This window comes from Pseudarthrobacter sp. S3, assembly GCF_050156905.1.
Classification (GTDB): domain Bacteria; phylum Actinomycetota; class Actinomycetes; order Actinomycetales; family Micrococcaceae; genus Arthrobacter.
This window is the reverse complement of record NZ_CP189583.1, coordinates 2,940,681-2,966,160: the sequence shown is the minus strand read 5'-3', so window position 1 is coordinate 2,966,160 and position 25,480 is coordinate 2,940,681. Positions and strand designations below refer to the sequence as shown.

At 66.0% G+C, this 25,480-nt stretch carries 26 protein-coding genes, 2 pseudogenes and 1 riboswitch; of the genes and pseudogenes, 20 read left to right on the top strand and 8 right to left on the bottom strand.

Going from position 1 to position 25,480, the window contains the following annotated elements:
* Nucleotides 1-59: 59 nt before the first annotated feature.
* From ACQCSV_RS14170 to ACQCSV_RS14145, 6 genes and pseudogenes are all read left to right on the top strand, one after another.
* The gene (locus ACQCSV_RS14170) at nt 60-896 is read left to right on the top strand and encodes an ABC transporter substrate-binding protein (RefSeq protein WP_354153445.1); all 837 of its coding nucleotides are present in this window, start codon (nt 60-62) and stop codon (nt 894-896) included.
* A 118-nt stretch (nt 897-1,014) separates the two neighbouring features.
* Nucleotides 1,015-1,140 (top strand): annotated as a pseudogene (locus ACQCSV_RS14165) (IS4 family transposase); the annotation flags it as partial.
* 139 nt (nt 1,141-1,279) lie between these two features.
* Nucleotides 1,280-1,495, top strand: a complete 216-nt coding sequence (locus tag ACQCSV_RS14160) for a hypothetical protein (protein ID WP_426939586.1) — start codon at nt 1,280-1,282, stop codon at nt 1,493-1,495.
* A 110-nt stretch (nt 1,496-1,605) separates the two neighbouring features.
* A complete protein-coding gene (locus ACQCSV_RS14155; RefSeq protein ID WP_426938646.1) occupies nt 1,606-2,700 on the top strand; it encodes an ISL3 family transposase in 1,095 nt (364 codons plus the stop codon).
* The gene (locus tag ACQCSV_RS14150) at nt 2,606-2,857 is read left to right on the top strand and encodes a transposase (RefSeq protein WP_426938645.1); all 252 of its coding nucleotides are present in this window, start codon (nt 2,606-2,608) and stop codon (nt 2,855-2,857) included. Before ACQCSV_RS14155 ends, ACQCSV_RS14150 begins: the two co-directional genes overlap by 95 nt.
* 43 nt (nt 2,858-2,900) lie before the next feature.
* Nucleotides 2,901-3,116, top strand: a pseudogene (locus ACQCSV_RS14145) (IS4 family transposase); the annotation flags it as partial.
* Between the two features lie 428 nt (nt 3,117-3,544).
* Here the strand turns inward: ACQCSV_RS14145 and ACQCSV_RS14140 are convergent.
* The 4 genes from ACQCSV_RS14140 to thiE form a co-directional block, all read right to left on the bottom strand.
* Nucleotides 3,545-4,417, bottom strand: a complete 873-nt coding sequence (locus tag ACQCSV_RS14140) for a DNA-methyltransferase (RefSeq protein ID WP_426938644.1) — start codon at nt 4,415-4,417, stop codon at nt 3,545-3,547.
* An 8-nt stretch (nt 4,418-4,425) separates the two neighbouring features.
* Nucleotides 4,426-6,123: a DEAD/DEAH box helicase gene (locus ACQCSV_RS14135; protein ID WP_354153447.1), complete on the bottom strand. Its 1,698-nt coding sequence runs from the start codon at nt 6,121-6,123 to the stop codon at nt 4,426-4,428.
* Nucleotides 6,124-6,415: 292 nt separating this feature from the next.
* Nucleotides 6,416-7,936 carry an RNB domain-containing ribonuclease gene (locus tag ACQCSV_RS14130; protein ID WP_426938643.1) on the bottom strand — a complete coding sequence of 507 codons (1,521 nt, stop codon included), beginning with the start codon at nt 7,934-7,936 and terminating at the stop codon, nt 6,416-6,418.
* A 64-nt stretch (nt 7,937-8,000) separates the two neighbouring features.
* Nucleotides 8,001-8,777, bottom strand: a complete 777-nt coding sequence (thiE, locus tag ACQCSV_RS14125; RefSeq protein ID WP_426938642.1) for a thiamine phosphate synthase — start codon at nt 8,775-8,777, stop codon at nt 8,001-8,003.
* Nucleotides 8,778-8,804: 27 nt separating this feature from the next.
* Nucleotides 8,805-8,924: riboswitch (TPP riboswitch) on the top strand.
* Here thiE and thiO point away from each other — a divergent pair.
* From thiO to ACQCSV_RS14105, 4 genes are all read left to right on the top strand, one after another.
* Nucleotides 8,917-10,272 carry a glycine oxidase ThiO gene (thiO, locus tag ACQCSV_RS14120; protein WP_426938641.1) on the top strand — a complete coding sequence of 452 codons (1,356 nt, stop codon included), beginning with the start codon at nt 8,917-8,919 and terminating at the stop codon, nt 10,270-10,272. (Overlaps the previous riboswitch by 8 nt.)
* On the top strand, nt 10,269-10,505 hold the full coding sequence (gene thiS, locus ACQCSV_RS14115; RefSeq protein WP_058931870.1) for a sulfur carrier protein ThiS: 237 nt from the start codon (nt 10,269-10,271) through the stop codon (nt 10,503-10,505). Before thiO ends, thiS begins: the two co-directional genes overlap by 4 nt.
* A 4-nt stretch (nt 10,506-10,509) precedes the next feature.
* Nucleotides 10,510-11,325: a thiazole synthase gene (locus ACQCSV_RS14110; RefSeq protein ID WP_426938640.1), complete on the top strand. Its 816-nt coding sequence runs from the start codon at nt 10,510-10,512 to the stop codon at nt 11,323-11,325.
* A gap of 72 nt (nt 11,326-11,397) precedes the next feature.
* Nucleotides 11,398-11,724, top strand: a complete 327-nt coding sequence (locus tag ACQCSV_RS14105) for a 4a-hydroxytetrahydrobiopterin dehydratase (RefSeq protein WP_354153453.1) — start codon at nt 11,398-11,400, stop codon at nt 11,722-11,724.
* Nucleotides 11,725-11,778: 54 nt separating this feature from the next.
* Here the strand turns inward: ACQCSV_RS14105 and ACQCSV_RS14100 are convergent, their stop codons facing one another.
* The 3 genes from ACQCSV_RS14100 to ACQCSV_RS14090 are packed head-to-tail and all read right to left on the bottom strand — an operon-like array spanning nt 11,779 to nt 13,107.
* On the bottom strand, nt 11,779-12,081 hold the full coding sequence (locus ACQCSV_RS14100; protein WP_354153454.1) for a hypothetical protein: 303 nt from the start codon (nt 12,079-12,081) through the stop codon (nt 11,779-11,781).
* 54 nt (nt 12,082-12,135) lie between these two features.
* The gene (locus tag ACQCSV_RS14095; RefSeq protein WP_160672408.1) at nt 12,136-12,360 is read right to left on the bottom strand and encodes a DUF3107 domain-containing protein; all 225 of its coding nucleotides are present in this window, start codon (nt 12,358-12,360) and stop codon (nt 12,136-12,138) included.
* Nucleotides 12,361-12,411: 51 nt separating this feature from the next.
* The gene (locus tag ACQCSV_RS14090; protein ID WP_426938639.1) at nt 12,412-13,107 is read right to left on the bottom strand and encodes a TetR/AcrR family transcriptional regulator; all 696 of its coding nucleotides are present in this window, start codon (nt 13,105-13,107) and stop codon (nt 12,412-12,414) included.
* A gap of 84 nt (nt 13,108-13,191) precedes the next feature.
* On the opposite strand from ACQCSV_RS14090, the gene moeB reads away from it, so the two are divergent.
* Nucleotides 13,192-14,391, top strand: a complete 1,200-nt coding sequence (gene moeB / locus ACQCSV_RS14085; protein ID WP_426938638.1) for a molybdopterin-synthase adenylyltransferase MoeB — start codon at nt 13,192-13,194, stop codon at nt 14,389-14,391.
* Between the two features lie 75 nt (nt 14,392-14,466).
* On the opposite strand, the gene ACQCSV_RS14080 is transcribed toward moeB, so the two are convergent.
* Nucleotides 14,467-15,780, bottom strand: coding sequence for a glutamyl-tRNA reductase (locus ACQCSV_RS14080; RefSeq protein WP_426938637.1), 1,314 nt, complete (start codon nt 15,778-15,780; stop codon nt 14,467-14,469).
* A gap of 157 nt (nt 15,781-15,937) precedes the next feature.
* Between ACQCSV_RS14080 and hemE the strand changes: the two genes are divergently transcribed.
* The 9 genes from hemE (at nt 15,938) to ACQCSV_RS14035 (ending at nt 25,467) form a co-directional block, all read left to right on the top strand.
* A complete protein-coding gene (gene hemE, locus ACQCSV_RS14075) occupies nt 15,938-17,056 on the top strand; it encodes a uroporphyrinogen decarboxylase (protein ID WP_426938636.1) in 1,119 nt (372 codons plus the stop codon).
* 4 nt (nt 17,057-17,060) lie between these two features.
* Nucleotides 17,061-18,488 (top strand): protoporphyrinogen/coproporphyrinogen oxidase, encoded by a 1,428-nt coding sequence (locus ACQCSV_RS14070; RefSeq protein WP_426938635.1) that lies wholly within the window; start codon nt 17,061-17,063, stop codon nt 18,486-18,488.
* 173 nt (nt 18,489-18,661) lie between these two features.
* Nucleotides 18,662-19,402: a hypothetical protein gene (locus tag ACQCSV_RS14065; protein ID WP_354222972.1), complete on the top strand. Its 741-nt coding sequence runs from the start codon at nt 18,662-18,664 to the stop codon at nt 19,400-19,402.
* Between the two features lie 120 nt (nt 19,403-19,522).
* Nucleotides 19,523-20,224, top strand: coding sequence for a hydrogen peroxide-dependent heme synthase (gene hemQ, locus ACQCSV_RS14060; RefSeq protein WP_282328812.1), 702 nt, complete (start codon nt 19,523-19,525; stop codon nt 20,222-20,224).
* Nucleotides 20,221-21,486, top strand: coding sequence for a ferrochelatase (locus ACQCSV_RS14055; protein ID WP_426938634.1), 1,266 nt, complete (start codon nt 20,221-20,223; stop codon nt 21,484-21,486). The genes hemQ and ACQCSV_RS14055 overlap by 4 nt, the downstream gene beginning before the upstream one ends.
* Nucleotides 21,483-22,466 carry a hydroxymethylbilane synthase gene (gene hemC, locus ACQCSV_RS14050; protein WP_426938633.1) on the top strand — a complete coding sequence of 328 codons (984 nt, stop codon included), beginning with the start codon at nt 21,483-21,485 and terminating at the stop codon, nt 22,464-22,466. Before ACQCSV_RS14055 ends, hemC begins: the two co-directional genes overlap by 4 nt.
* Nucleotides 22,453-23,328, top strand: coding sequence for a uroporphyrinogen-III synthase (locus ACQCSV_RS14045; protein WP_354153462.1), 876 nt, complete (start codon nt 22,453-22,455; stop codon nt 23,326-23,328). The genes hemC and ACQCSV_RS14045 overlap by 14 nt, the downstream gene beginning before the upstream one ends.
* Entirely contained in the window at nt 23,325-24,305 is a 981-nt protein-coding gene (gene hemB / locus ACQCSV_RS14040; RefSeq protein ID WP_354153463.1) for a porphobilinogen synthase, read from the top strand. Before ACQCSV_RS14045 ends, hemB begins: the two co-directional genes overlap by 4 nt.
* A gap of 43 nt (nt 24,306-24,348) precedes the next feature.
* Entirely contained in the window at nt 24,349-25,467 is a 1,119-nt protein-coding gene (locus ACQCSV_RS14035; RefSeq protein WP_426938632.1) for an LLM class flavin-dependent oxidoreductase, read from the top strand.
* Nucleotides 25,468-25,480: the final 13 nt, after the last annotated feature.

Genomic DNA, 25,480 nt, shown 5'->3' with positions numbered 1-25,480 from the left:
GTCAACTCCAGAAGTCAAATTTGTTGCCCAGCCACAATTCAGAAAGCGATGAAACTTCAATGAAGAAGAAACTTGCCATCCTCACCGCAGCTGTCGGACTATCTCTTGTCCTCACGAGCTGCGCGAACGAGGGTGCGGCACCCTCCGATTGCACGCCGAAGCACAATGTGACCACAGTCGAGACCGGCTTCCTGACGGTTGCGGCCTATCAGTATCCTCCGTTCGCATACCCAGAGGGAGCTGGTGTCGGCGGCGCTGAAGGCGCGATTCTCACCGAGATCGCAGCGATGGAGTGCCTGAAGGTCAAAGCCATCCCCGGTGCGGGCGCAGCAATGATCCCCTCAATCACGTCCAAGCGCGCCGACACCACGGCGGGAAGCTGGTACCGTACCGCCGAACGAGCAAAGGTTGTGCTGCTCAGCGACCCCGTTTTCGCCGACCGGCTGATCATCGTTTCCCAGAAGGGCGTGGCCACGGTACCCGACCTTAAAGGTCACAAGGTGGGCTCCATTCTCGGATTCCTGTGGAATGACGACCTCCAAACGTACCTCGGTGACAGTGTAAAGCTGTATGAAACCGCGCAGGCTATGTACGCCGACCTTGCAGCCGGCCGGATCGATGTCGTGATCGACACCTACCCATCCGCGAAGTCGACCTTGGAGAAGAGCCCGATCGACGGTTTGAAGTTTGAGGTGCCGCCCGCTGATCCCGCAATCCTCTCAACCGTGAAGCCGGGTCAAATCAACTTCCCCGTCAACCTTGACAACCCAGGTCTGGTCGCCGCCTTCAATGCCGACGTCGCGGAGTTGAGGAAGAGCGGAAAGCTGGAAAAGATCCTCGTGTCCTTCGGATTCAAGCCCGACGCCGCGGAGCCGGGAGAACCCAACCTGCTCTAGGCCCAATGCCGTTTACTTAGCTCAGGGTGTGTTAATGTTTCGGGATGGCGCGTAGTGGATAGGTGATCTCGGACGGGTTTTCCGGTGAGCAGCGCAGCCGGTACTTCCCTCGCGCTTGATGCTCTATTACGTGATGGCGTTGGCGTTGTTGTCCGCAGGCTCGTACGAGGAAGTGAGAGGTCCCTGCTCTCCGGGATGGAATGGATCACGGGCCGGTTTCCGCCACTGGCAGATCCCGACGAAGGCCGCGATTTTCAAGGCCCGGACCAGGCTCGGTTCGGCCGCGATGGCGGAGTTGTTCGCCGAGACCGCCAAGCCGTTGGCGGGACCGGGCGGGCCTGGCTTCTACAAGGGGTGGCGCGCAGTCCGTGGAAGGGACCTGCTTGGACCTGGCCGACACACCCGCCAACGAGCACGCGTACGGCCGGCCCGGAACGGCCACGGACCTCAAGAGCTCCTACCCGCAGGCGAGGGTCCTCGGTCTGGTCGAATGCGGCACACACGCGGTGACCGGCGCCGTGGTCTCCGGTTCCTCCGCCAGCGGGCACGAGCTGTATCCGGCTCTTCAAGGTTCCCGGGGAAATAGGTTCGTGTTGTAGTCAGCAAAGGACTCGTGGTCCTGCTGGGATGAGTGTTACTACGCATTCAACCTGAACAGGAACCACGAGCCTTGATAGAGCCTACTTGGGCTGGCCATGATGCTGCCAGCATGATCTTCAACCTGCATGATTATCGTGTCTTGGCTACTGCCGTGCTCCCTGACGGGGTTCGTCATGTCACCGTGGAGTCCACCTTCCCGCCGGGCTGCCCGAGCTGCGGGGTCATCGCTTCCCGGGTCAAGGAACGCCGCTGCCAGAAGCTCCGCGACATCCCGGTCGCCGGCTCCGTAGTGCTCCTCTGGGACAAGCGGCGCTGGTTCTGCGACGAGTACTTATGCGATCGGAAATCGTTTTGCGAGGCAACCCCTCAGGTCCCTCGCCGGGCACGATCTACACGCAGGCTCCGGGAGACGCTGGTGGACGCGGTCATCGATTCTGGCCGTGCCGTATCCGAGACGGCCACGGCGTTCGGGATCTCGTGGTGGCTGGTCCAACAGGTCATCGGTGAGGCCGCGCTCCGCCTGCCCGACGTGGACCTCCTTTCGCCGCGGATGCTGGGCATCGACGAGCACCGGTACCGGTCGGTGCGGTTCTTCCAGGACTCCGGCACGAAGGCCTGGACCCGGTATGAACCGTGGATGACAACGATCGTGGATCTGGACACCGGGCAGGTCCTGGGCATCGTGGACGGACGCGACCACAAGGGTGTCGGCGACTGGCTCTTCGCCCGGCCGCTGGACTGGCGGCTGGGGGTGCAGGTCGTCGCGATTGACCCGTCCGCGGCGTTCCGGAAGGCGCTGCGGATGTGGTTGCCGCGCACGGCGGTGTCGGTGGATCTTTTCCACGTGACGATGCTGGCCAACGACATGCTCACCACGGTCCGTCAGGGCCTGTCCCAGCAGGTAAGGGGCCGGCGGGGCAGGGCCACGGACCCGGCGTGGGCGAACCGGATGCTGCTGCTGAAAGCAAACGAAAACCTTTCAGAACGCGCCCGCCACCGACTCGCCGGGGTGTTCGCCGCTGATGACCCGACGGGCAGCCTCGAGGTCGCCTGGCAGGTGAAGGAGCAGCTCCGCACCCTACTGAACACAAGTTCCCTGGAGGACGCGGGTGCGGCGAAGAACGCGCTTGCTGACCTCGTGGAACGGGCAGCAATGCCCGGAGACCAACAGGCTCTACCGCACCGTCTGCCGCTGGTGGAATGAGATCGAAGTCCTCATTGTCACCGGCGCGACAACAGCCAAAGTCGAGGCGAATAACACAGCGATAAAGCACATCAAACGCACGGCGCGAGGCTACCGGAACCCGGACAACTACAAATCGCGTATCCTCTTGAGAAGTGCAGCCCGGATGGCAGCATAAGCGTTCATCTCAGCAGACCATTCCCCGGGAACCTTGAAGAGCCCTGTATCCGGGCCTCCTCCACAGGCTGGAGGAGGACATGCTGGCGATGGCAGACCGCGGGTTCTTCTCGTACACGGCTGGGAAGGACAGAGCCGGAATCGGGGCGGCCCTGTTGTGGTGGGTCAGGGCCAATGCCGTGCTGCCCGTACTCGAGGAAGTCGAGGACGGTTCCTACCTTTCCGCGGTCTCAGGGCTCTGGACACGACGAATCTCAGTAGGTAACAGATCCGCAGGTATCCGGGGTTCTTGCCGTCGAATGTCCGGTGACCAGGCCACGATTTGCGAGAAAATTAAGGTGGTGTCGCCAGCGAGTAGCGGCGATGAAAACCCTGGATTTCCGCGGGTTTGTTGGTCAGAAAGTGGATGCCAAGCCCGAACTATCGCACACAGAATATATTGCCGTGTCGGGAGTCCTGGGTCTACCCGACCCCGAAGGCCAGGCGGAACAACTACAGACCCCGGGCCCGGGATCGGCCTTTTCTCCCTAAACGCCTGGCCGAAGCCTTCACCGCATTCTGCCAGGAAATCCTGAACGAACTATTACCCTCGCGCCGGCAACGCACCAACCCACGCGTCATCAAACGGAAGATGCCCAATTGGCCGCTGAAACGACTACCAAGAAAACCTAAGTAAACGGGCCAGAGCCTAGATGGACGGGAACGAGGTAAACGTTGCCTTGGTACCCAGCCGCTTGGCCATCACATCGATGGCCGGCTGGTTCTGGTCCACGCACACGAACCTCCGGTCAAGTTTGGCCGCCACGGCGCCAAGGGTCCCGGAACCGGCGAAGAAGTCCAGGCACCAGTCCCCGGGCCGGCTTGACGCCGACACCACACGGCGGATGAGGCCCTCGGGCTTCTGCGTGGGGTAGCCGGTCTTTTCCTTGCCCGTGGGGGAGACGATGGTGTGCCACCAGACGTCGGTGGGCAGTTTCCCGAGCTCCCGCTTCGCCGGAGTCACCAGGCCTGGGGCCATGTAGGGCTCGCGGTCCACCTCTGCGTTGTCGAAGTGGTATTTCGCCGGGTTCTTGACGTACACGAGGATGTTGTCGTGCTTGGTGGGCCAGCGGTACTTGGCGCGGGCACCGTAGTCGTAGGCCCAAATGATCTCGTTGAGGAAGCACTCGCGGCCGAAGATGGCGTCCAGCATTACCTTCGCGTAGTGGACTTCCCGGTAGTCCAGGTGGAGGTAGAGCGTGCCGTCGTCTGCCAGCAGCCGCCAGGCTTCCACGAGCCGGGGTTCCAGGAACGACCAGTAGTCACTGAAGGCGTCATCGTAACGGTGCAGGGCGCCCTTGATGGTGTCGTAGGAACGCCCCTTGAAGCCCACGCGGTCGCCATCCCCGTCGGTGTTCAGCACCATCCGCGTTTCCTGGCGCTTTTGAACCCTGCCGGTGTTGAACGGCGGGTCAACGTATATCAGGGTGAAGGCGCCGTCCGGCAGCGAGGGGAGGAACTCCGCGTTGTCCGCGTGAACCACCAGGTTGCTGCCGTCCGGCGCCCAGACGGTGTCAGTCATCGACGCTGTTATGCCTCGGTGCTGCGCTGCTGCGGGCCGTTGTTGGCGCCAGCCACTACTTCGCCGTTGCGGCGCCGGGTGCGGGTCCGGCTGCGGCGGGCACGGGGGTCCACTTCGGCGTCGGCTGGAGCCGCAGCGGCCGGTTCCGGGGCGGGGCTGGTGCCGGCCGTCGCCGCATCAGAGGTACGACGACGGCGGTCACCGGAGCGTCCGCCGGGCTCGCCGGTGCGGCGGCTGCTGCTGTCGCGTCCACCGGTGCGGCCGGCATCGTGGCTGCTGCTGTCGCGTCCGCCATCGCGGCCACCGCTGGGGCGGGTGTTCTTCTTGCCGGTCTCTCCCAGGTCCTCGAGGACCTCGGCGTCGACGCCGGCCAGCACGCGCTTGTTGCGGGGCAGACGGCCCTTGGTGCCCTGCGGAATGTCCAGCTCTTCGTAGAGGTGCGGTGAGGAGGAGTACGTTTCCACCGGCTCCGGGACGCTGAGTCCCAGGGCCTTGTTGATCAGGCCCCACCGCGGCATGTCGTCCCAGTCAACGAAGGTCACGGCCGTGCCCTTGTTGCCGGCGCGGCCCGTGCGGCCTACGCGGTGCAGGTAGATTTTCTCGTCTTCGACGCACTGGTAGTTGATGACGTGCGTAACGTCGTCGACGTCGATGCCGCGGGCGGCGACGTCGGTGGCCACCAGGACGTCCACCTTGTTGTTGCGGAAGGCGCGCAGGGCCTGCTCGCGGGCGCCTTGGCCCAGGTCACCGTGGATGGCGGCGGCGGCGAAGCCGCGGTCCACCAGCTCCTCGGCAACCTTCGCGGCGGTGCGTTTGGTTTTGGTGAAGATGATGGTGCGGCCGCGGCCGCGGGCCTGCAGGATGCGGGCCACAACTTCGATCTTGTCCATGCTGTGGGCACGGTAGATGAGCTGGCGGATGTCGCGTTTGGTCAGGCCCTCGTCGTCCGGATCAGCGGCCCGGATGTGCGTGGGCTGCGTCATGTAGCGGCGGGCCATGGCGATGACCGGGCCGGGCATGGTGGCGGAGAACAGCAGCGTTTGCCGAACCGCGGGGGTACCGGCGATCAGCGTTTCCACGTCCGGGAGGAAGCCGAGGTCCAGCATTTCGTCGGCCTCGTCAAGGATGACCATCTTGACGTTCTTCAGGACGAGGTGCTTCTGCTTGTAAAGGTCAATGAGGCGGCCGGGAGTACCGACGACCACCTCGACGCCGCTCTGCAGGGCCTCCACCTGGGGCTCGTAGGCACGGCCGCCGTAGATGGTGGTAATGCGGGCGTTACGCTTGCGGGAGGCGTTCTGGAGATCGTTGGCCACCTGGACGGCCAGTTCGCGGGTGGGCACGATGACCAGGGCCTGCGGTGCGCCGGGAACTGCGAGCTTGTCATAGCCGGCGTCGTCCGGACCCACAACGCGCTGCAGGGCGGGGATGCCGAAGCCGAGGGTCTTGCCGGTGCCGGTCTTGGCCTGACCGATGATGTCGTGGCCCGAAAGCGCCACGGGCAGTGTCATGGCCTGGATGGGGAAGGGGTGGGTGATCCCGGCGTCGGCCAGGGATTCCACGATGTCGGCGCGGACGTTGAAGTCAGCGAAGGATTTTTCCTCAATCTCGTGCGGCTTCTCGTCCGAGATGATGGTTTCTTCGGGTTCGATCGTCTCGATGCCGGAGTCGTCAGTCAGGATCTGGTGGGTATGCAATTCACTCACAGGGGAGTTTCCTTATTCATTTGGGCATTGGCGCTGCCTGCTCAACGGGCCGGCCAACATGGCCGTTCCGGAGCACGCTCTGGCGCGCAAGCAAATCCAGTGGAAGCCGATCGCGGGCTATCAAAATGCTGGCACTGGTGACCAACGGGTGCATCTCAAGATCGCGTAGGGGCGGGCTTGTTGAATTCAAAATCAAGGAAATCAACGACCGGGCATCCATATCTACTTCTTCAGTCTAGCCGCAAGGACCGGGAATCCCGGCTTTGGGCCGATCAGGCCGGGCACTGATGGTTCAGGCCAGCAGCTCAAAGTGGACCTCTCGCGCGGCAATATCGGAGGAGATCAGGCGGACCCGCACCTTTGTGCCCGATTGCAGGTCGCCGGCGCAGCGTGCCGTCACGGCGGGTTCGGCGATCTGGATGATCCCCGAGGGGCCGTTCCCGTTTTTCGCAGCCCCGTTTTTCGCAGCGCCGTTCCTGGCTCCGTTGCCGTTTTTCCCGTTACCGTTTCCGTTGTCCTTTTGTGGCTTGGAGCCGGAAATCACGATCGCTTCGAATTCCTGGCCCACATGGTTGACCAACAGCGCGGCCTCCACCGTGTCCAGCGCCATGCGCTCCATCCGCGATGCCAACTGGTCGGATCCGGCCATGATCTCCGGCAGGGACGGCAGGGCTTCCCGCGCCCAGTCCGGTACCGGCTTGCCGTTGCTCAAGGCTTCGCAGATTACCAGGACAAAGCGGTCGATAAGGCGCCGGAGCGGTGCTGTGGTGTGGGCATAGGCGGCGCCGATGGCGGACTGGACGGCGTCGTCCGGGACGGTGCCGTCAAACGCCGTGTAGCTGGCGCCGCGGAACAGCATGCCGGCGGAGTGCAGGATGGCCAGTTGCCGGGGCACTGTCGGATCAAGGCTGCGGAGGTATTCGCCGTAGCTGATTTTGCCGTCCCACGGCTTGCCCAAGGCCTCGGTCTGGAGGCGGAAGTGGCGCAGTGAGCGCTCGTCCGGCGCCGGCATGGTGCGCAGGATGCCAACTTTTCCCGCCAACATGAGGTTCGCCGCCGACATTCCGGTCATCAGGGAAATCTGGGCGTTCCAGTCCTCCACCGGAAGCTGCGGTGCCGCGGCAATCCGGTAGCCGCCGTCGGGCAGTTGCACGATTTCCTGCTCAGGCATGTTCAGGCTGGCGCCGCCACGCTGCCGCTCCAGTTCAACCCGTTTGAGCCCCACTTCCTTCAGGAGCTGCAGCACGGGAGCGGGCGTCCCGGCGTCGAGTTCGGCCTGGACTCCCTTGTAGCTCAGCTTGGCCCTGCTGCGGATGGTGGCCCTGCGGATACTCACCGTGGAGACCTGTGCGGTGTTGTCCAGCCCGAACTCCCACACGTAGGCGGAACAAAGCTGCCCGGCCAGGAGGCTGCCGGCTCCTTCGCTGATGACCTCAGGGTGCAGCGGGATCCGGCCGTCCGGGGCGTAGAACGTTTGGCCGCGGCGCCGGGTCTCTGCATCCAGCACGCCGCCGGGGCGGACAAAGGACGGCACATCAGCGATGGCATAGAGCACGCGGTAGCCAGCGTCCGCGCGCTCGATGAACAGCGCCTGGTCCAGGTCAGTGGAGGACGCCGGATCGATGGTGAGGAAGTCCACCTCTGTCAGGTCAGCGCCCGGCAACTCGTGTGCGGCCACCGCCGCTTCCGCGTCCCGGACCGCCTCCGCCGGGTAGGTTCCGGGAAGTTCCAGCTCGGTCCGCAGGGCGCTCAGTGCCGCCGCGAGCTCGTTGGTCTGCTCGTGGACATTGGGGGCCAACCGATGATGTGACACGAAAATCAGGTTAGCCCGATTTGCATGGATCGTGCACGCCCACGGTCCGCCACGCGGGGAATTGTCAGGATGCGCCTGCGTCCAGGGCCGCCACGAGTGCTGCAGCCGCCGCTGCGGGATCGGGGGCCTCGGTGATGGCACGCACCACCACAATCCTGCCGGCACCGGCCTCCACTACCTGCTCCACGTTGCCAAGATCGATGCCTCCGATGGCAAACCAGGGCAAGGTGGCCTGGGCGCCGCCGGCAGCGCGGACTGCTTCGGCAGCGTACCGCACCAGCTCAAGGCCGACGCCGGCCCGGCCGGGCTTGGTGGGAGTGGCCCAGACCGGTCCGACGCAGAAGTAGTCCAGGCCGCGTTCGGACGTCAGCCCGCCGGACAGCCGGATGGCGCCTTCGATCTGTTCGGCGGTGTGCGTGGACAGCCCGACCGCTGTGGGTGCCCCAAGCAGGGCGCGGGCGGAAGCGACCGGCAGGTCTTTTTGCCCGATGTGGAAGACGGGGGCGCCGGACAGCATAGCGACATCTGCACGGTCATTGACGGCCCATAACTTTGCGTGGCGTTCGGCCGCGGCCTGAAGCACGGCCAGCAGCTCCAGCTCCTCCGCCGCCTCGATCGCCTTGTCGCGGAGCTGGATGATGTCGACGCCGCCGGCAAAAGCCGCGTCCACAAACTCGCCAAAGTCGCCGCGGTCACGGCGTGAGTCGGTGCAGAGGTACAGCCGGGCGCTGTGCGGGAGGCCCGGGCCTATGCCGCCGGTGGGATCTGTTGAGATCGAGGATTCGGGTGTGGAAGAGCTGGCTGAGGGCGTGCCTGCAGCGGCGAAGGATTGCGAGTTCATGGAAACCAGCCTAATTCCCCTAAACTGGGCAGGTACTGCGGGAGCCCGTTGCAGCCGTCACAAAGCGGCCGGGCTGAGAGGGCGTCAGAGCCGACCGCTTGACCTGATCCGGCTAGTACCGGCGTAGGGAAGGAACCATATGCCCCCCGCAATAAGCAGCCCGCCTGAGACTGCATCATTCCGACCGGACCCGGTGCTGCTCGCCGACGTGGCGGTCATCGGCGGTGGAGTCATCGGCCACGCCATAGCCTGGGAGGCCCGGCGGTCCGGCCGTTCCGTTGTGCTGATCGATGACGCGCCCGGGAGAGGCGCCAGCTGGGCAGCCGCCGGCATGCTGGCACCTGTAAGCGAACTCCACTATCAGGAGGGAGACCTCCTGGAGCTGATGCTTGCATCCTCCGGCCTGTGGCCCGGTTTCGCGGCAGACCTCGCCCTGGCAGGGGCTGGCGAGACCGGATACCTGACGACGCCGACCCTCGCCATCGGCGCGGACGCCGCGGACCGCAGGGCGCTGATGGACCTCCGGGCCGTACAGCAGGCCAGCGGCCTGGTGGTGGAACCCCTGACTGTCCGTGAGGCCAGGTCCAGGGAATCCCTGCTCAGCCCGGCCATCTCCTGTGCCCTGGACATCCCCGCAGACCATCAGGTGGATCCACGGAAGCTGGTGGCGTGCCTCCAGGAAGTCCTGGCCGTCCACGAACCGGGAGCAGAAACCGCCGTGGCCGGTGCCCGCGGGGGATTCGCCGTTGACCAGCGGGCCGCTGCCGTTCTTTGGGAGGACGGACGCATCTGCGGCGTGGCGCTCGCTGACGGCGGAACTGTCCACGCCGGGGAGACGATTGTGGCCAACGGATTGGCGGCGGGGTCGCTGGAAGGCCTGCCTGCTGGGCTGCACCTGCCCCTGCGACCCGTCTACGGTGACATCCTGCGCCTTGCTGTTCCGGAGCACCTGCGTCCGCTCCTCACCTCGACAGTCCGCGGAATAGTCCATGGTGTGCCGGTCTACATCGTTCCCAGAGGGGACGGCACGGTGGTGATCGGGGCGACGCAACGGGAGGACGCGCTCGCCGGGACAGGCGATGGTGCTGTCTCGGCCGGCGGCGTCTACCAGTTGCTGCGTGACGCCCAGGTCCTGGTGCCGGCCGTCTCGGAGCTTGAACTCCTGGAATGCACGGCACGGGCAAGGCCGGCGACCCCGGACAACGCGCCGCTCCTGGGCCGCGTACCGGTTTCCGCACCAGGAACGGGAAACCAGGAGAGCATGGAGAACATTGCCGGGCTGATTATTGCCACCGGGTTCTTCCGTCACGGAGTGCTCCTTGCTCCGGCGGCGGCAGCGATCTGCCGGGAATTGCTCGACGGCCGGACGGATCCTCGTTGGTGGGCGCTCAACCCGGCGCGCTTTTCAAGACAGCACCGCACAACCGGCACACAGTCCCCACCCAAGGACATCAGCAACATGAAGGACCTCGACCCTCAGAAGGAATCAGCATGAACATCACCCTCAACGGCTCGCGCCATTCCGTGGCGGACGACGCCTCCATCACCACCCTTATCAGTCAGATCACAGGCCGCCCCCTCGCAGCCAACGGTCAGGCGACAGACGGGCAGAAACTCGGCGTCGCCGTCGCCCATAACTCCGAAGTAGTACCCCGCAGCCAGTGGTTCGTCACGGCGCTCGCCGAAGGTGACGACGTCGAACTGGTCACAGCAGTCCAGGGAGGCTGACACCATGACAGTAACTAGCAACATCAGCTCACAGAACCTGCCCGAAGCCGCTGACAGGCTGATGATCGACGGCTTCGAGCTCGGCTCCCGCCTCATCATGGGCACCGGGGGAGCCCCGAGCCTCGACGGGTTGGGCGCTGCCCTGCTGGCGTCCGGAACCGAACTGACCACCGTGGCCATGAGGCGCTATTCGCCAGCCGAATCGGGGTCCCTTTTCCAGCTCCTGGTGGACCACGGGATCCGGATCCTGCCCAACACTGCAGGCTGCTTCACCGCCCGGGACGCGGTTATGACGGCGGAACTCGCCCGCGAAGCGCTGGAAACCGACTGGCTCAAGCTGGAAGTCATCGCCGATGAACAGACCCTGCTGCCGGACGCCGTGGAGCTGGTGGACGCCACGGAACAGCTTGTAAACCGCGGCTTCAAAGTGTTTGCCTACACCAACGATGACCCGGTCCTGGCCCTGCGGCTGGAAAACCTGGGTGCTACCGCGGTTATGCCGCTCGGAGCGCCCATCGGCACCGGCCTGGGAATCCTGAATCCACACAACATCGAACTGATCGTCTCGCGCGCCTCGGTGCCCGTGGTGCTGGACGCAGGCATCGGCACGGCATCCGACGCCGCACTGGCCATGGAACTTGGCTGTGACGCCGTGCTGCTGGCGACCGCGGTCACGCGTGCGCAGAACCCGGCACTCATGGGGGAGGCCTTCAAACACGCCGTCATCGCCGGTAGGCTGGCGAAAGCGGCCGGCAGGATTCCGCGCCGCGAGCACGCTTTGGCGTCATCGGCCATGGAAGGCCGGGCAGAGTTTCTCTAGGCCTTCTCCTCCAGGCCGGGCGCCGTCGGCAAAGGCCGCGGCGGGCTCACCAGACGAGCCAAGGAGGCCGCCATGGCCGGCAAGCATGACACACTCACACGCGAGCGGGTCGAGGCCGTCCTCGCCGCGCTGCCTGGCTGGCAGTACCGGCAGGGCGGGCTCGTTGCTGTCTATAAGACGCCGACGGCGGCCGCTGCACTCGAGCTGATTGCCGCCGTCGGACGCCTGGCCGAAGACCAGAACCACCACCCGGACCTTGACTGGCGCTACAACAAGGTCCATCTCCGCTATACGTCCCACGACGCCGGCGGCGAGGCCACTGAACGGGATGCCACTGCGGCGGCGGCCGTGAGTGCTGCTGCCGCCCGGCTCGGTGCTACTGCCCAGCCGGTGGCTTAAAGGACGGTGACCACCACCCTGCTGGGTGGTGGTCACCGTTCTATAAGAAATTGCCTACAATTTGAGCGCCTGCGTCAGCCGCTGAGTATCGTGGCCTTCGCGGATCCGCCCGAGGTAGATGACCGTCCCGATGGCAGCGACGGTGCCCAGCGCCATGGGCAGGACCCAGGGAATCCACGTCAGGCCCGGCTGGTAGCCGAATCCTGCCGCGATAAATATGATCCAGCTGACCGCACCCACCGCAACGGCAACCCCTGCGGGCAACCCCGTCCCATACCGGGTGTGGCGCTTGTCATTGGCCCAGACAATAAAACCTGCGGCCGCTGCGACCAGGACAACGATGGTCAGCGAAAGCATCTAATCTCCTCGGAAAGCAGCGGCCAACCGCCAAGGCGGCCAGCTGCGGATCTGCTAGAACTGGCCGAAACCGACCTTGCGGGCCTCTTCGGCGCCGATTTCCACGTAGCCCAGGGCGTTGCCGGGAATGATGATGATGCGGCCCTTGTCGTCCTTGAGGCGGAGTTCGGTGCCTTTGGTGATGGCTTCTTCAACAACCGTGGCTACAGTGTCTGCATCCTGAGCCGATTCCAGGACGATTTCGCGGCCAATGTTCTGAATGCCGATCTTAATTTCCAACAGGGGGCCTCCCAGCCAATCAAAGTTTCTTTGGGTTCTCTTATTTGTAGTCTAGGACTCTTTGGGGAAGCGAGAGATTCCGCGCCAAGCTAAACGGTAAATGAGGTCGCTGGCCACATCGAGGTCCAGGTTCCCATCCGTTTCAAGCCAATACCGTGCGCTGACCTGGGCCATTCCGGCCAGGCCGCGCCCCAGGAGCTGTGCTTCCAGGTGCGGCAGTTTGGTGTCCTCGGCGATCACGCGGGCCACAGCATCCGCGAACGTCTTGTTGAATGTCTCGAGGCGTGAACTGACATCGGGATCGTTGATGAGGTCCGATTCGAAGACCAGGCGGTGCGCTTGGTCATCGCTGGCGATGAAGCGGTAGTAAGCACGCATCACGGCCTGCACGCGTTCGTCGTTGTCATCGGTGGAACTCAGGGCCCCGAGCATCAGATCCGTCAGCGACGCGAGATGGCTGTCCAGCAGTGCAAGATACAGCTCGCGTTTGGACGGGAAGTGCTGGTAGAGCACCGGTTTGCTGACATGCGCCGTCTCGGCGATCTCATCCATGGCCGCGCCGTGGTAGCCGTTGGCGACAAAAACCTCCTGGGCCGCCGCGAGAAGCTGTGCCCGGCGCTCATCCCGGGGAAGCCGGGCGGACCGCTGGCCGGCGGTCCGTTGAGGTGCGGCCGGTTCGGGGGCGGCCGGTTCGGGGGCGGCCGGTTCGCCGCCGGACGCCCGGTCAGCCCGTGCTTCATGGACCACAGTTGCCCTACTTTCGCTTGCCGTTACCTACACAATACTGCGCGGTAATATGACCTGGCGGCATCTCGGGGCATACATTGGGGTATGGCTTCGACTTTGACCGCAAATGATTCCCCTGTCTCGTTTAAACCGCTCGTGGAGCCCGCCGGTGAACTGACGCCGGCCGAGGTGGAACGCTACTCGCGGCACCTCATCATTCCCGAAATCGGAGCGGTGGGGCAGCGGCGGCTGAAGAACGCCAAGGTGCTGGTCATTGGTGCCGGGGGGCTGGGTTCGCCGGCGCTGCTCTACCTGGCGGCGGCGGGTGTGGGAACCCTGGGAATCGTCGACGACGACCACGTTGACCTGAGCAACCTCCAGCGCCAGGTGATCCACGGTGTGGCCGACGTTGGACGGCCCAAGATCGAGTCCGCACGGGACGCCGTCGCCGCACTGAACCCGCTCGTGGAGGTCCGGCTGCACAACGTCAGGCTGGATGCCTCCAACGCACTGGAACTGTTCGCAGACTACGACCTGATCTTGGACGGGGCGGACAACTTCGCAACCCGCTACCTGGTCAACGATGCCGCCGCCATCCTCGGCAAGCCCTACGTGTGGGGATCGATCTTCCGCTTCGACGGCCAGGTCAGCGTGTTCTGGGAAAAGCACGGACCCACCTACCGGGACCTTTACCCAGAGGCCCCGCCGGCCGGGTCTGTGCCCTCCTGCGGCGAGGGCGGCGTCTTCGGCATGCTCTGCGCTGCCGTGGGATCACTCATGGTGACCGAGGCAGTCAAGCTGATCACCGGCGTCGGGCGTTCACTCCTGGGCCGGTTGGCACTGTTTGATGCCCTGGGCGGCAGCTGGCGCGAGATCCGCGTGTCCAAGGACCCGGCAGCGGCCCCCATTACGGAACTGACGGACTACGAAGCCTTCTGCGGCATCACCCCTGCTGCTTCCGCAGACACCGAGCACACGGTAACAGCAACCCAGCTTGCCACCATGCTGGCGTCCCGTAAGGCGGGCCTGAAGGACTTCGAGCTGGTGGACGTCAGGGAAACCGGCGAACGTGACATTGTGAGCATCGACGGCTCGGTGCTGATCCCGCAGGGCAGGATCCTCGCGGGGGAGGCTTGGGCGGAACTCCCGCAGGACAAGGACATTGTGTTCCACTGCAAGGCGGGCACACGGTCAGCCAACGTGCTGGAAGCTGCGCGAAAGGCAGGCTACCAGCGGGTCAGCCATCTTGACGGCGGAATCCTGGCCTGGGTGCGCGACGTGGAGCCGCAGAAGCCGGTCTACTAGCCGGTTGCTCTATCACTTTTGGTCCCTAAAACGTTCGGTTGAGAGCCAAAACTGATAGAGCAACGGGCGGGCAGGTCAGGCGGTTTCGAAGCCTAGGTGGTCCACGGGGCACTCTGCCTGCGCTGCCGTAGCGGGCTGCTCCACGGTGATGCCGTAGAGCGTTTCGAGCGCCGACACGTAGTCGTCCTGCTGGCCGTTGGCCGCCAGCTCACGGGCACGGACGGTGGGCACGTGCAGCAGCTGCTTGACCATCCGGCGGAGGGCGAATTCCACTTCCTCGGCGGCGGCCGTGCAGCCGTGGCGGGCACGCACGCGCTCCATTTCCGCGTCCAGGACGTTCATGGTGTGCCGGCGGAGCGCCACGATGGCGGAATCCACCGAGCGGGCTTCCCGTTCCTGCTCGAAGGCCTGGGCCGCGCCGGACACAATGCCGCTGGCCTGGGTAAGAGACTCGGCCTGTTCCTGGGGTGCCGCCAAACGCACGGATTCCAGCGTGAGCAGCTCGACGCCGTCGAGCTGGCCAACCTCAGGGTCAAAATCATGGGTGAGGGCGAGGTCGATCGCGATCAACGGCTGGACGGAGTCCACGCGGATCTCGGCAAGTTCACCGGCCTCGACCCGGGTGTCGGAGCCGCTGCAGCCGATCATGACGTCGGCCGCCGCCACGGCTACCGGCAGGGAACCGCTGTCCAGCGATGTTCCGCCGCGGGTGGCGACAAACGCTTCGGCGCGTCCCGACGAGGAGAACACGGAGATGTCGGTGCAGCCCCTTTCGCGGAGCAGTGCCATGGTGGCGCCGGCGTAGGCTCCGGTGCCGAACACCACCACCTTTTTCGCTGACCAGTCGGGGCTCTCGGAAAGGTCGGTGGCCAGATCCAGTGCCACGGAAACGATGGACAGGCCCCGGGAACCGAGGGCGGTCTGCGCCCCGACGTCCTTGGCCGTCTTGGAGGCGGCCTGGAAGAGGCGGACCAGGCCCGAGCTGGCCGTGCCCTCGTGCTGGGCAGTGATGAGTGCGCGGCGGACCTGGCCGGCGATTTCGCGTTCACCCACCACGGCGGAGTCCAGCCCGGCGCTGACGGCGAAAAGGTGCTGGCTGACTTCGGGGCCGGTACGTGTGCTGAAGGAGCGGGACACAAGCTGTTCGCTGAGCCCGCTGAGTCCGCTGATCTCGGACACGAGGGCCGCACGGGCGGCCTCAACATCGTCAGCGTGGGGCGCTTCGCCGTAGATTTCGTACCGGTTGCAGGTGGCAAGCACAATCGCACCCGTCACTGCCGGCGATCCGGAGAGTGCGGATGTTGCGATACCGGAAGCACCGTTGCTCAGGTGAGCAACGGTCTCAAGGTCGATGTCGGCGTGTGTAGCCACCAATGAAAAAAGAACCACAGCAGACCAATCATAGCTTTTTCGTTGCCCGGTAAAACAACCCAACCAAAATGCACGGGCGTTGGAGGACCGTGATTCATGCCACGGCGCGGCCGGGCGGCTGCAGGTGACAGGCTGTCGTTATCTTTTAGGACCAATTTTGGGCACAATCAAAGGCATGACTTCCAGCTCCGCCGTGTCCAAGTCCGCGTCTAGTGTCCTGTCTAACAACAGTGCCCTTTCTGCCGGCCATCCGCTGATGGACGGCCGCACCGCAGATTCGCCGCTCATCACTGCCTACCGTGGCGGCAAGCCATCGCGGCGGCCGGTGTGGTTCATGCGCCAGGCAGGGCGCTCGCTGCCGGAATACTTGAAGGTACGCGAAGGCGTGGCCATGCTGGATTCCTGCCTGCGGCCCGAGCTCGCGGCCGAAATCACACTGCAGCCCGTCCGGCGCCATGACGTCGACGCTGCCATATTTTTCTCCGACATTGTCATTCCGCTCAAGCTCGCGGGCGTGCGCGTGGACATCGTGCCGGGCGTGGGGCCCGTGCTGGACAAGCCGGTGCGCACGGCTGCAGACGTTGCCGCCCTGCCGCAGCTGACCTGGGAAGCGCTGGAACCGATCCGCGAAGCCATACGGCTGACCGTCGCCGAGCTGGGCAAAACACCGCTGATCGGCTTTGCCGGTGCCCCGTTCACCCTCGCTGCCTACATGGTTGAGGGCAAGCCTTCCCGTGACCACCTGGGCCCGCGCACCATGATGCACGCGGACCCGGAAACCTGGACTGCGCTGGCCAACTGGGCCGCCGACGCCTCGGGGTTGTTCCTCCGCGCCCAGCTGGAAGCCGGCGCGTCCGCGGGACAGCTGTTTGATTCCTGGGCGGGATCGCTGGGCCTGGCCGACTACACCAAGTTTGTGGCACCCGCCTCGGCCCGGGCGCTGGACCACGTCCGCCACCTCGGCGCGCCGCTGATCCACTTTGGTACCGGAACCTCCGAACTCCTTGTCGCCATGCGGGATGTCGGCGTGGACGTGGTTGGCGTGGACTACCGCCTGCCGCTGGATGAGGCCAACCGGCGCCTGGGCGGAACGGTGCCGCTGCAGGGCAACATCGACCCCGCGCTGCTCTCCGCGCCCTGGGACGTACTCGAAGCCCACGTCCGTGCGGTCATTGCGGCCGGCGCCTCCGCGCCCGGCCACGTGCTCAACCTAGGCCACGGCGTGCCGCCTGAAACCGACCCTACGGTCCTGACCCGGGTTGTAGAACTCATCCACTCCATTTCCACGGAGTAGGACCATGAGCAGCTCCTTGACGCCGGACCAGGCCGCCCTCGTCCTGGGCGGCGGCATCTCCGGCCTGCTGGCAGCGCGGGAGTTGGCATCTGCCGGACATACGGTGACCGTCCTGGAAGCGGCCGCATCCTGGGGCGGCTGCGTGGGCAGTCATGTGGTGGCTGGCCTCACCCTGGACAGCGGAGCAGAGTCTTACGCCACGCGCTCCTCCGCCGTGGCTGAGCTTGCTGCTGAGCTTGGACTCGGCGGCAACGTTGTGGCGCCGCGTCCGGGCGGCGCCTGGGTGCAGCTTCCGGACGGCCCGCGCGAACTGCCCAAAACCGGAGTCCTGGGCATTCCCGCCAACCCCTGGGACCCGGAGGTCAGGCGATCGCTGGGATTTGTGGGTTCGCTCCGGGCATCCCTGGACAAGTACTTGCCGGCTTCGATCGGCGCGTCTGCCTCGGTCACCAGCGTCGCAGCGCTGGTGCGGGCACGGATGGGCCGCCGGGTATTGGAGCGCCTCGTGGCCCCGGTGGTGGGCGGCGTGCACTCCGCGGACCCCGGTCTCCTCGACGTGGACATGGTGGCCCCCGGCCTCCGGTCAGGAGTCCGAGAGCACGGCTCCCTTGCCGCCGCGGTGGCCGCCCAGCGGCGCGGTTCCACCCAGCCATCCGCCGCGAAGGCGGGTTCCGCCGTTGCGGGCCTGGAAGGCGGGATGCACACCCTGGTTGTGGCCCTGCTCAGCGATCTCCGCAGCCGTGGGGTCACCCTGATGAGTGGAACAGCAGCGGGCGCCGTCGAACGGACGGCGGACGGGTGGCGGGTCACCGCCGGTGACGCAACGTACGACGGCGGCCTGCTGGTGGTGGCGCTGCCCGGCCCGGCAGCAGTGGGGCTGCTTCAGGCGGCCGTACCCGGGCTCGCTGGCAGGAGCCCGGAAAGCGGGCCGGACGTCAGGTTGGTCACGCTGGTGGTGGACCTGCCCGAACTTGACCGCAGGCCCCGGGGCACCGGGATCCTGGTGGCGCCCCAGACTCCGGGCATCCGGGCGAAAGCCCTGACGCATGCAACCGCGAAATGGGATTGGCTGGCCGCTGCGGCAGGTCCCGGGACGCACGTCCTGCGGCTGTCGTACGGCCGCCTGGAAGCCTCGGAACACTCGACCGGGGCCCCCGCCATTGCCCCCGACTTCCTGGCAGCTGCCTTGCATGACGCTTCGGCACTGCTGGACGTCCCGGTGCAGGAGACCGACGTCGTCGGCTGGGATGTTGTCAGGTGGCAAGGGGCCCTGCCGTTCGCGGCCGTGGGACACAAGGCGCGTGTGGCCGAGGTCAGGAAACTCTGCGCCGCAGAGGCTGGTCTTGGCATAGTGGGCGGATGGGTGGCCGGCAACGGACTTGCCGCCGTGGTGGCCGATACCCGAAAAGAAATTCGCAGCCTGCTCAGCTGACCATCGCCCCTGTTCAGCGGAATACGGGCCTTGAAAAGGCCGCCCCGGGGTGCAGGTTTCGGTTTTCCGTCCACCCCCTGACGTGGCTAGGGTCGATAACTATGGTTATTTACAGGTCCGACTTTTCCCGTTCCCAGACCAGTATCCATGGGGGACTCCGGCGTGGCGCTGCCGTGGCTGCTGTCGGAGCGGTACTGGTCCTGTCCGCCGGCGTGCCGGCATCCCAGGCGGCCGATGGCAGTACTGATCCCACCGCCTCCGCCGAGGTAGCAGCGGATGGAGACTTTTCCAGGGTCACTGGCCTGCTGAATGGCCTCCTGGGCGGTTCCGGCGGACAGACCAAAGCCTCGCCCCAACCGACTTCCGCGCCCTCAGCCTCTCCCACTCCGGCTCCGACGGCCACGGCCACGGCTACAGCGTCTCCCGCCCCTACGTCCACGACGCCGACCTCACCTGCGCCTACGTCCGCTCCATCGGCGTCTGCCAGCCCAGCGCCCCACGGCACGACTCCGCAGGGCACGACTCCGCAGGGCACGACTCCGCAGGTCACGACGCCCCAGAGCCCAGGATCGCCGTCGAGCGTTCCGGTGCCGCTGAGCACGTCTCCGCATGCCACCGGCTTTCCGGCGGGCACGCAGCCGGACGGCCAACCCGGCGCCCCAGCTGACGGGACCCAGGATCCCGGGCAGGTCGACGATCCCGCTGCGGACCAGCCCACGGGCGCCCACGGCGCCAACGCCACGCCTGTTTCGGGACCGGGGCGCCACGGAAACGCACCCGCCAGCCGGGACAACATGGCCTCGGCCACTGCGGCAGCTGCGGCGGCCGAACCTGCGAAGGTCTGGCTTGGTGTGGGGCTGGTGGGGTCTGCCGGGGCCGCTGGACTACTTTTTACCCGGATCCGCAAGATCTGACCACTATGGCGGATCGGCTCAAAACCCGCACTTGGCCGAAGCTGTGACATTAAGCACTTCTACGTCTTGTAGAAGTCGCCGGTTTCGACTTGGCGGTTGGGAAGGGGCAAACTGGTAACCATGAGCCACACTTCTGCCGAATCTGTCACTAAAACCGAAGAATCAGCCGAGCAGTTCTTCACTCTCTGGACTGTTTTCAAGCGGTCCGAGGAACTCGTGCGCAGCGCTGACGCTGCCGCCGATTTCGATGCCCTGCTGTTCCGCCTGGCCGAGGCTGGAGTGACGCACCGCGGCAGCTACGACGTCTCCGCAATGCGCGCCGACGCCGATGTGATGGTCTGGCTCCACGGCTCGAAGCCCGAAGCGCTGCAGCAGGCCATCCGCGACATCCGCCGCAGCACGCTCTTCGCCGGAACGGAGATTGTCTGGTCCGCCATGGGCGTCCACCGGGAAGCCGAATTCGCCAAGAACCACACCCCGGCCTACTCACGAGGTGTGGCCCCGGCCGAATGGCTCTGCGTCTATCCGTTCGTGCGCTCCTATGAGTGGTACATCCTCCCCGACGACGAACGCGGCAAGATGCTCCGCGACCACGGCTTGCTGGGCCGGGAATTCCCCCAGGTCATCTCCAACACGGTATCCTCCTTCGCCTTGGGCGACTGGGAGTGGATCCTGGGCCTGGAAGCTCCCGAACTGGTGGACCTCGTGGACCTGATGCGCCACCTCCGCGCTACCGAAGCACGCAACCACGTGCGGGAGGAAATCCCGTTCTACACGGGCCGCCGCATCACCGCCGCAGAAGTCGCTGAGGTCCTCGCATGACCCGGCCCGAGCCCGCTGCGGGCGCCGAACTCACCGGAATCAACCCGGTCACCGAGGCCGGCCGGATGGCGCCCAAAAACTATGACGGCGTCCTGCTGGCCTCCTTTGGTGGGCCAGAGGGCCAGGACGACGTCATCCCGTTCCTGCGCAACGTCACCCGCGGCCGCGGCATCCCGGACGAGCGGCTCGAAGAGGTTTCCCACCACTATCGGGCCAACGGCGGCATCAGCCCCATCAACCAGCAAAACCGCGAACTCAAGGCTGCCCTCGAAGTGGAGCTCTCGGCCCGCGGCATTGAGCTTCCGGTGCTGTGGGGCAACCGCAACTGGGACCCCTACATTCCGCAGACTCTGCAGGACGCGTACGACGCCGGCCACCGCAAACTGCTGATGGTCACCACGAGTGCCTACTCCTGTTACTCCAGCTGCCGCCAGTACCGCGAGGACATCGGCATCGCCCTGGCGGAGTCGGGGCTGGACGGCCGGATTGAGGTGGACAAAGTCCGGCAGTACTTCGACCACCCGGGCTTTGTGGAGCCCTTCGTGGAAGGCACCACCGCCGGACTCGCGGACGTGCGGGCGCAGCTCGCGGCTGCGGGAACGCCGGACGCCCCTGTGCACATCCTGTTTGCCACCCACTCCATACCGACCCGGGATGCCGAGGCCGCCGGACGGTCCGGGGACGAGCCTCGCGAGTTCGAAGAAGGATCCGCATACGTTGCCCAGCACCTGGCCACCGGCGCAGCCGTCATCAGCCGGGTGCAGGCCGAATCAGGCCTGACCGCCCCCTGGTCCCTCGTGTACCAGTCCCGCTCGGGCGCGCCCCACGTCCCGTGGCTTGAACCTGACATCAATGACGCCATCGCAGACCTGGCGGGCCAGGGCATCAAAGGCATCGTCATCGTCCCGCTGGGCTTCGTCAGCGACCACATGGAAGTTGTCTGGGATCTCGACACCGAAGCCCTGGAGACCTGCCGCACCCTCGGCCTGGCTGCCACGCGTGTGCCTACCCCGGGCACGCACCGGAAGTTTGTGACCGGCCTGGTTGACCTCATCTCCGAACGGACGCTCGCCAACAACATTGGCGACCGGCCCTCCGTGACCGGCCTGGGCCCTTGGTATGACGTCTGCCGGCCGGGCTGCTGCGCCAATTTCCGCGGCGAGAAGCCCACCATCGCCGGAGCCGACACCACCGTCGGCACCGGACATGACGCATATCCGGCCGCGTCCGCGGGCGCTGCCGGGGGAGTAGGAACGCAGTGACAGTACGGATCGGAACCAGGGCCAGCAAGCTGGCACTGACCCAGACGCAGCAGACGGCGGACCAGCTGGCCGCCGTCGGAGGCTTCCCGGTAGAGCTGGTGCACATCACCACCGAAGGCGACGTCAAGACAGGATCACTGTCCCAGATGGGCGGCACCGGGGTGTTTGTAGCAGCGCTGCGCGATGCACTGCTGCAGGACACCTGCGATGTCGCTGTGCACTCACTCAAGGACCTCCCCACGGGCGCTGCGCTGGGCCTAACCATCGCCGCAACACCCAAACGTGCCGACGTGCGGGACGCTCTGTGCGCACGCGATGGCCTCAAGCTGGCAGATCTCCCGCAGGGCGCAAAGGTGGGCACAGGCTCGCCCCGCCGCGCTGCCCAGCTGCGGGCCGCCCGCCCTGACCTGGACGTGCAGGACATCCGCGGCAACGTGGATACCCGGCTGGGCCGCGTGCCCGGGCTGCCCGGCAACGCGGCAGGCGCACCAGGGGACCTCGACGCCGTCGTGCTGGCCGCCGCAGGTCTGGAACGCATCGGCCGCCTGGACACCATCAGCGAATTCTTCGAGCTGGACGTGATGCTGCCGGCGCCAGGGCAGGGTTCGCTGGCCATCGAATGCCGGAGTGCCGACGCCCCCCGCAAGGCAGGCTCCACCGAAGGCTCGCAAAGTGTTCTGGCGCAAGCCCTTGCCGCGCTCAACGACGAGGACACCCGCCTCGCCGTGACCGCCGAGCGTGCCGTGCTGGCCCGCCTCGAGGCCGGCTGCGCTGCCCCCGTGGGTGCCTTTGCCTACCGCAAGGGCAGCGTGCTGTACCTCGAAGCCGCGGTGTGTGCCGTGGACGGCACCAGCTCTGTGCGCGAGAAGAAGGCAACGGACGGCCTCACCGAAGTCGGGGCCACGCTGCTCGGCATCGAGGTGGCCGAGCTCCTGCTCGCTGCCGGCGCCGCGGAGATCGCGGACCTTGCCGCATCCTGATGCACCTACAGGCGCCTTCGGCGGCCGACGCGTCCTGATCACCCGGAGCGCAGACCGTGCCGGCCCTCTGGCCGCGCTGCTCGGCAGCCTGGGGGCCGAACCGCTGGTCCTGCCGCTCATCGACTTTGAACAGGCCGCGGACCAGCCGGCTCTCGATGCCGCCCTGGATACCCTGGCCGCCGGTGGCTTCGACTGGCTGGTGGTCAGCAGCATCACCACGGTGCGGATGCTCGTGGAAAAGGCGGCCGAGCGTGGGACCACGCCAGCTGGCCTGGTGCCGGCGGGAACGCGGGTGGCCACGATCGGCCCGTCCTCCCGACGGATCCTTGAAGCCGCCGGCATCCCCGTGGCCCTCGCCCCGGTGAACATCCAGTCCGCCGAAGGGCTCGTGGACCTCTGGACCGCCGCCCCGGCGCGCGTGCTGTTGCCACAGGCGGACATAGCTGCGCCTGCCCTGCGGGATGGACTGGCAGCCCAGGGGGCAGACGTCACTGCTGTTGTGGCCTATCACACCGTGGACTACCCGGCCCGTCCGGAAGTCCGCTTGGAGGCGGAACTGCCGTCCGCCGTCGGGGTCTCCCACCCTGGGGCTCCCCGTGAGCTCAGCCAGTCGCAGACCCGCAGTGAGCTCGACGCCGGGACGCTCGACGCCGTTGTGGCCGCCTCGCCGAGCGCTGCCCGCCGCATCGCCGCGACCCTCCTGCCGCTGGGCCGCTGCCGTTTCGTAGCCATCGGACGCCCGACGGCGGCGGAGGCTGCCGCCCTTGGCATCCCGGTGGCCGCCACCGCCCAAGTCCCCACCCCGGACGGCATAGTGGCCGCGCTGGGCACCGTATTCGCCAACGAAGGGAACACCCGATGAGCTTTCCGAACCACCGCCCGCGCCGCCTCCGCACCACGCCCGCCATGCGCCGGCTTACCGCTGAATACCGGCTGGCTCCGGCGGACCTGATTCTGCCGGCGTTCATCCGCGAAGGGCTCAGCGAGCCGTTGCCCATTTCCTCCATGCCCGGTGTTGTGCAGCACACCACCGATTCGCTCAAGCGCGCCGCAGCGGAAGCCGTGGAACTGGGCGTGGGCGGCATCATGCTGTTTGGCGTCCCCGCCGTGCGCGATGCCCGCGGCACCGCTTCCCTTGACCCGGACGGCGTGCTCAATAAGGCCATCCGGGATGTCCGAGCCGAGGTGGGCGACGACCTGGTGATCATGGGCGATGTCTGCCTGGACGAATTCACTGACCACGGCCACTGCGGCGTCCTGGACGCCGACGGCTACGTGGACAACGATGCCACGCTGGAAATCTACGGCCAGATGGCCGTTGCCCAGGCCGACGCCGGCGCCCACGTGCTGGGACCCTCCGGCATGATGGATGGCCAGATCGCCGTCATCCGCCAGGCACTCGAGGAATCCGGCCACATAAACACCGTCATCCTGGCCTACGCGGCCAAGTACGCTTCCGCCTTCTACGGCCCCTTCCGGGAAGCCGTGGATTCGCAGCTTAAGGGCGACCGCCGCACCTACCAGATGGACGCTGCCAACCGCCGCGAAGCCCTCCTCGAAGTGGAACTGGACCTGGAGGAAGGCGCAGACATGGTCATGGTGAAGCCGGCCATGAGCTACCTGGATATCCTGGCCGACGTCGCCGCCATGAGCCCCGTGCCTGTCTCGGCATACCAGATCTCTGGTGAATACGCGATGATCGAGGCTGCCGCAGCCAACGGCTGGATCGACCGGCGCGGTGCCATCACGGAATCCATCCTGGGCATCAAACGGGCCGGTGCCAACACAGTGCTGACCTACTGGGCCGCCGAAGTTGCCGGCTGGCTGAAGGAATCCTGACCCGGCGGGGAATGTTTCCGGATGCTCCGCGGTTTGTATGCGTATGCATGAAAATAGCGAGCCTTCCGTAAACACTCCGTCAGCCCCGGGCAACCCCACGGCCCCCGTCCCTGCATACTCCATCCTGCTTGGCGTCAGCACTTTCGGCGACGTCGACCTGGCTGCCGACGGAGCACCCAAGCACCACGCCGAGGTGCTGCGCCAGGTGGTGGAACAGGCCAAGGTGGCCGACGCCGTCGGACTCCACTCCTTCGGCGTGGGGGAGCACCACCGCAAGGACTTCGCCGTCAGCGCGCCGGACGTGGTGCTCGCAGCCATCGCCACGGTCACGGAAAACATCCGGCTTGGCAGTGCGGTCACGGTCCTGAGCTCGGACGATCCCATCCGCGTCTTCCAGCGCTTCGCCACACTCGACGCCCTCTCCAACGGCCGCGCCGAAGTGATCCTCGGCAGGGGTTCGTTTACCGAGTCCTTCCCGCTCTTTGGCTACGACCTTGGCGACTACGACGCCCTGTTCGAGGAGAAGCTGGAAATCTATGACCGGGTACGGTCCCAGAATCCGGTGAACTGGGACGGCCGGACGCGGGCGTCGCTTCGGGGCCAGATGGTCTATCCGCACGTGGAGGGCCGACTGCTTCCCACCTGGATCGGGGTGGGCGGCTCACCCCAGTCCGTGGTCCGCACGGCAACCTACGGCTACCCGATGGTCCTGGCCATCATCGGCGGCGAGCCCGAGCGCTTCCGTCCCTACGCCGATCTGTACCGCCGCACCCTTGCCGAAGCCGGTAAGGAACCGCAGGCACTCTCCGTGCACTCGCCCGGCTATGTGGCCGAGACTGACGAGCAGGCCCTTGAGGAGTACTACCCGCATTGGCTCGCCACCCGGAACAAGATCGGGGCGGAGCGAGGCTGGGGACCGGCCGGGCGCGGCGAGTATGAAGCCGCGGCCGACGAGGATGGTGCCCTGTTTATTGGTTCGCCGGAAACAGTGGCGGCGAAGGTCGCCCGGCTCAAGGGCACCCTCGGTGCGGACCGCTTCGAGATGAAGTACAGCAGTGGCACGCTGCCCCACGAGCAGATGATGCGTTCCATCGAGCTGTTCGGTTCCAGGGTGGCGCCTCTCGTTGCAGATAAGCTTGCGGACATGTTCGCGGATCGCTGAGGCAGGCCGCTTC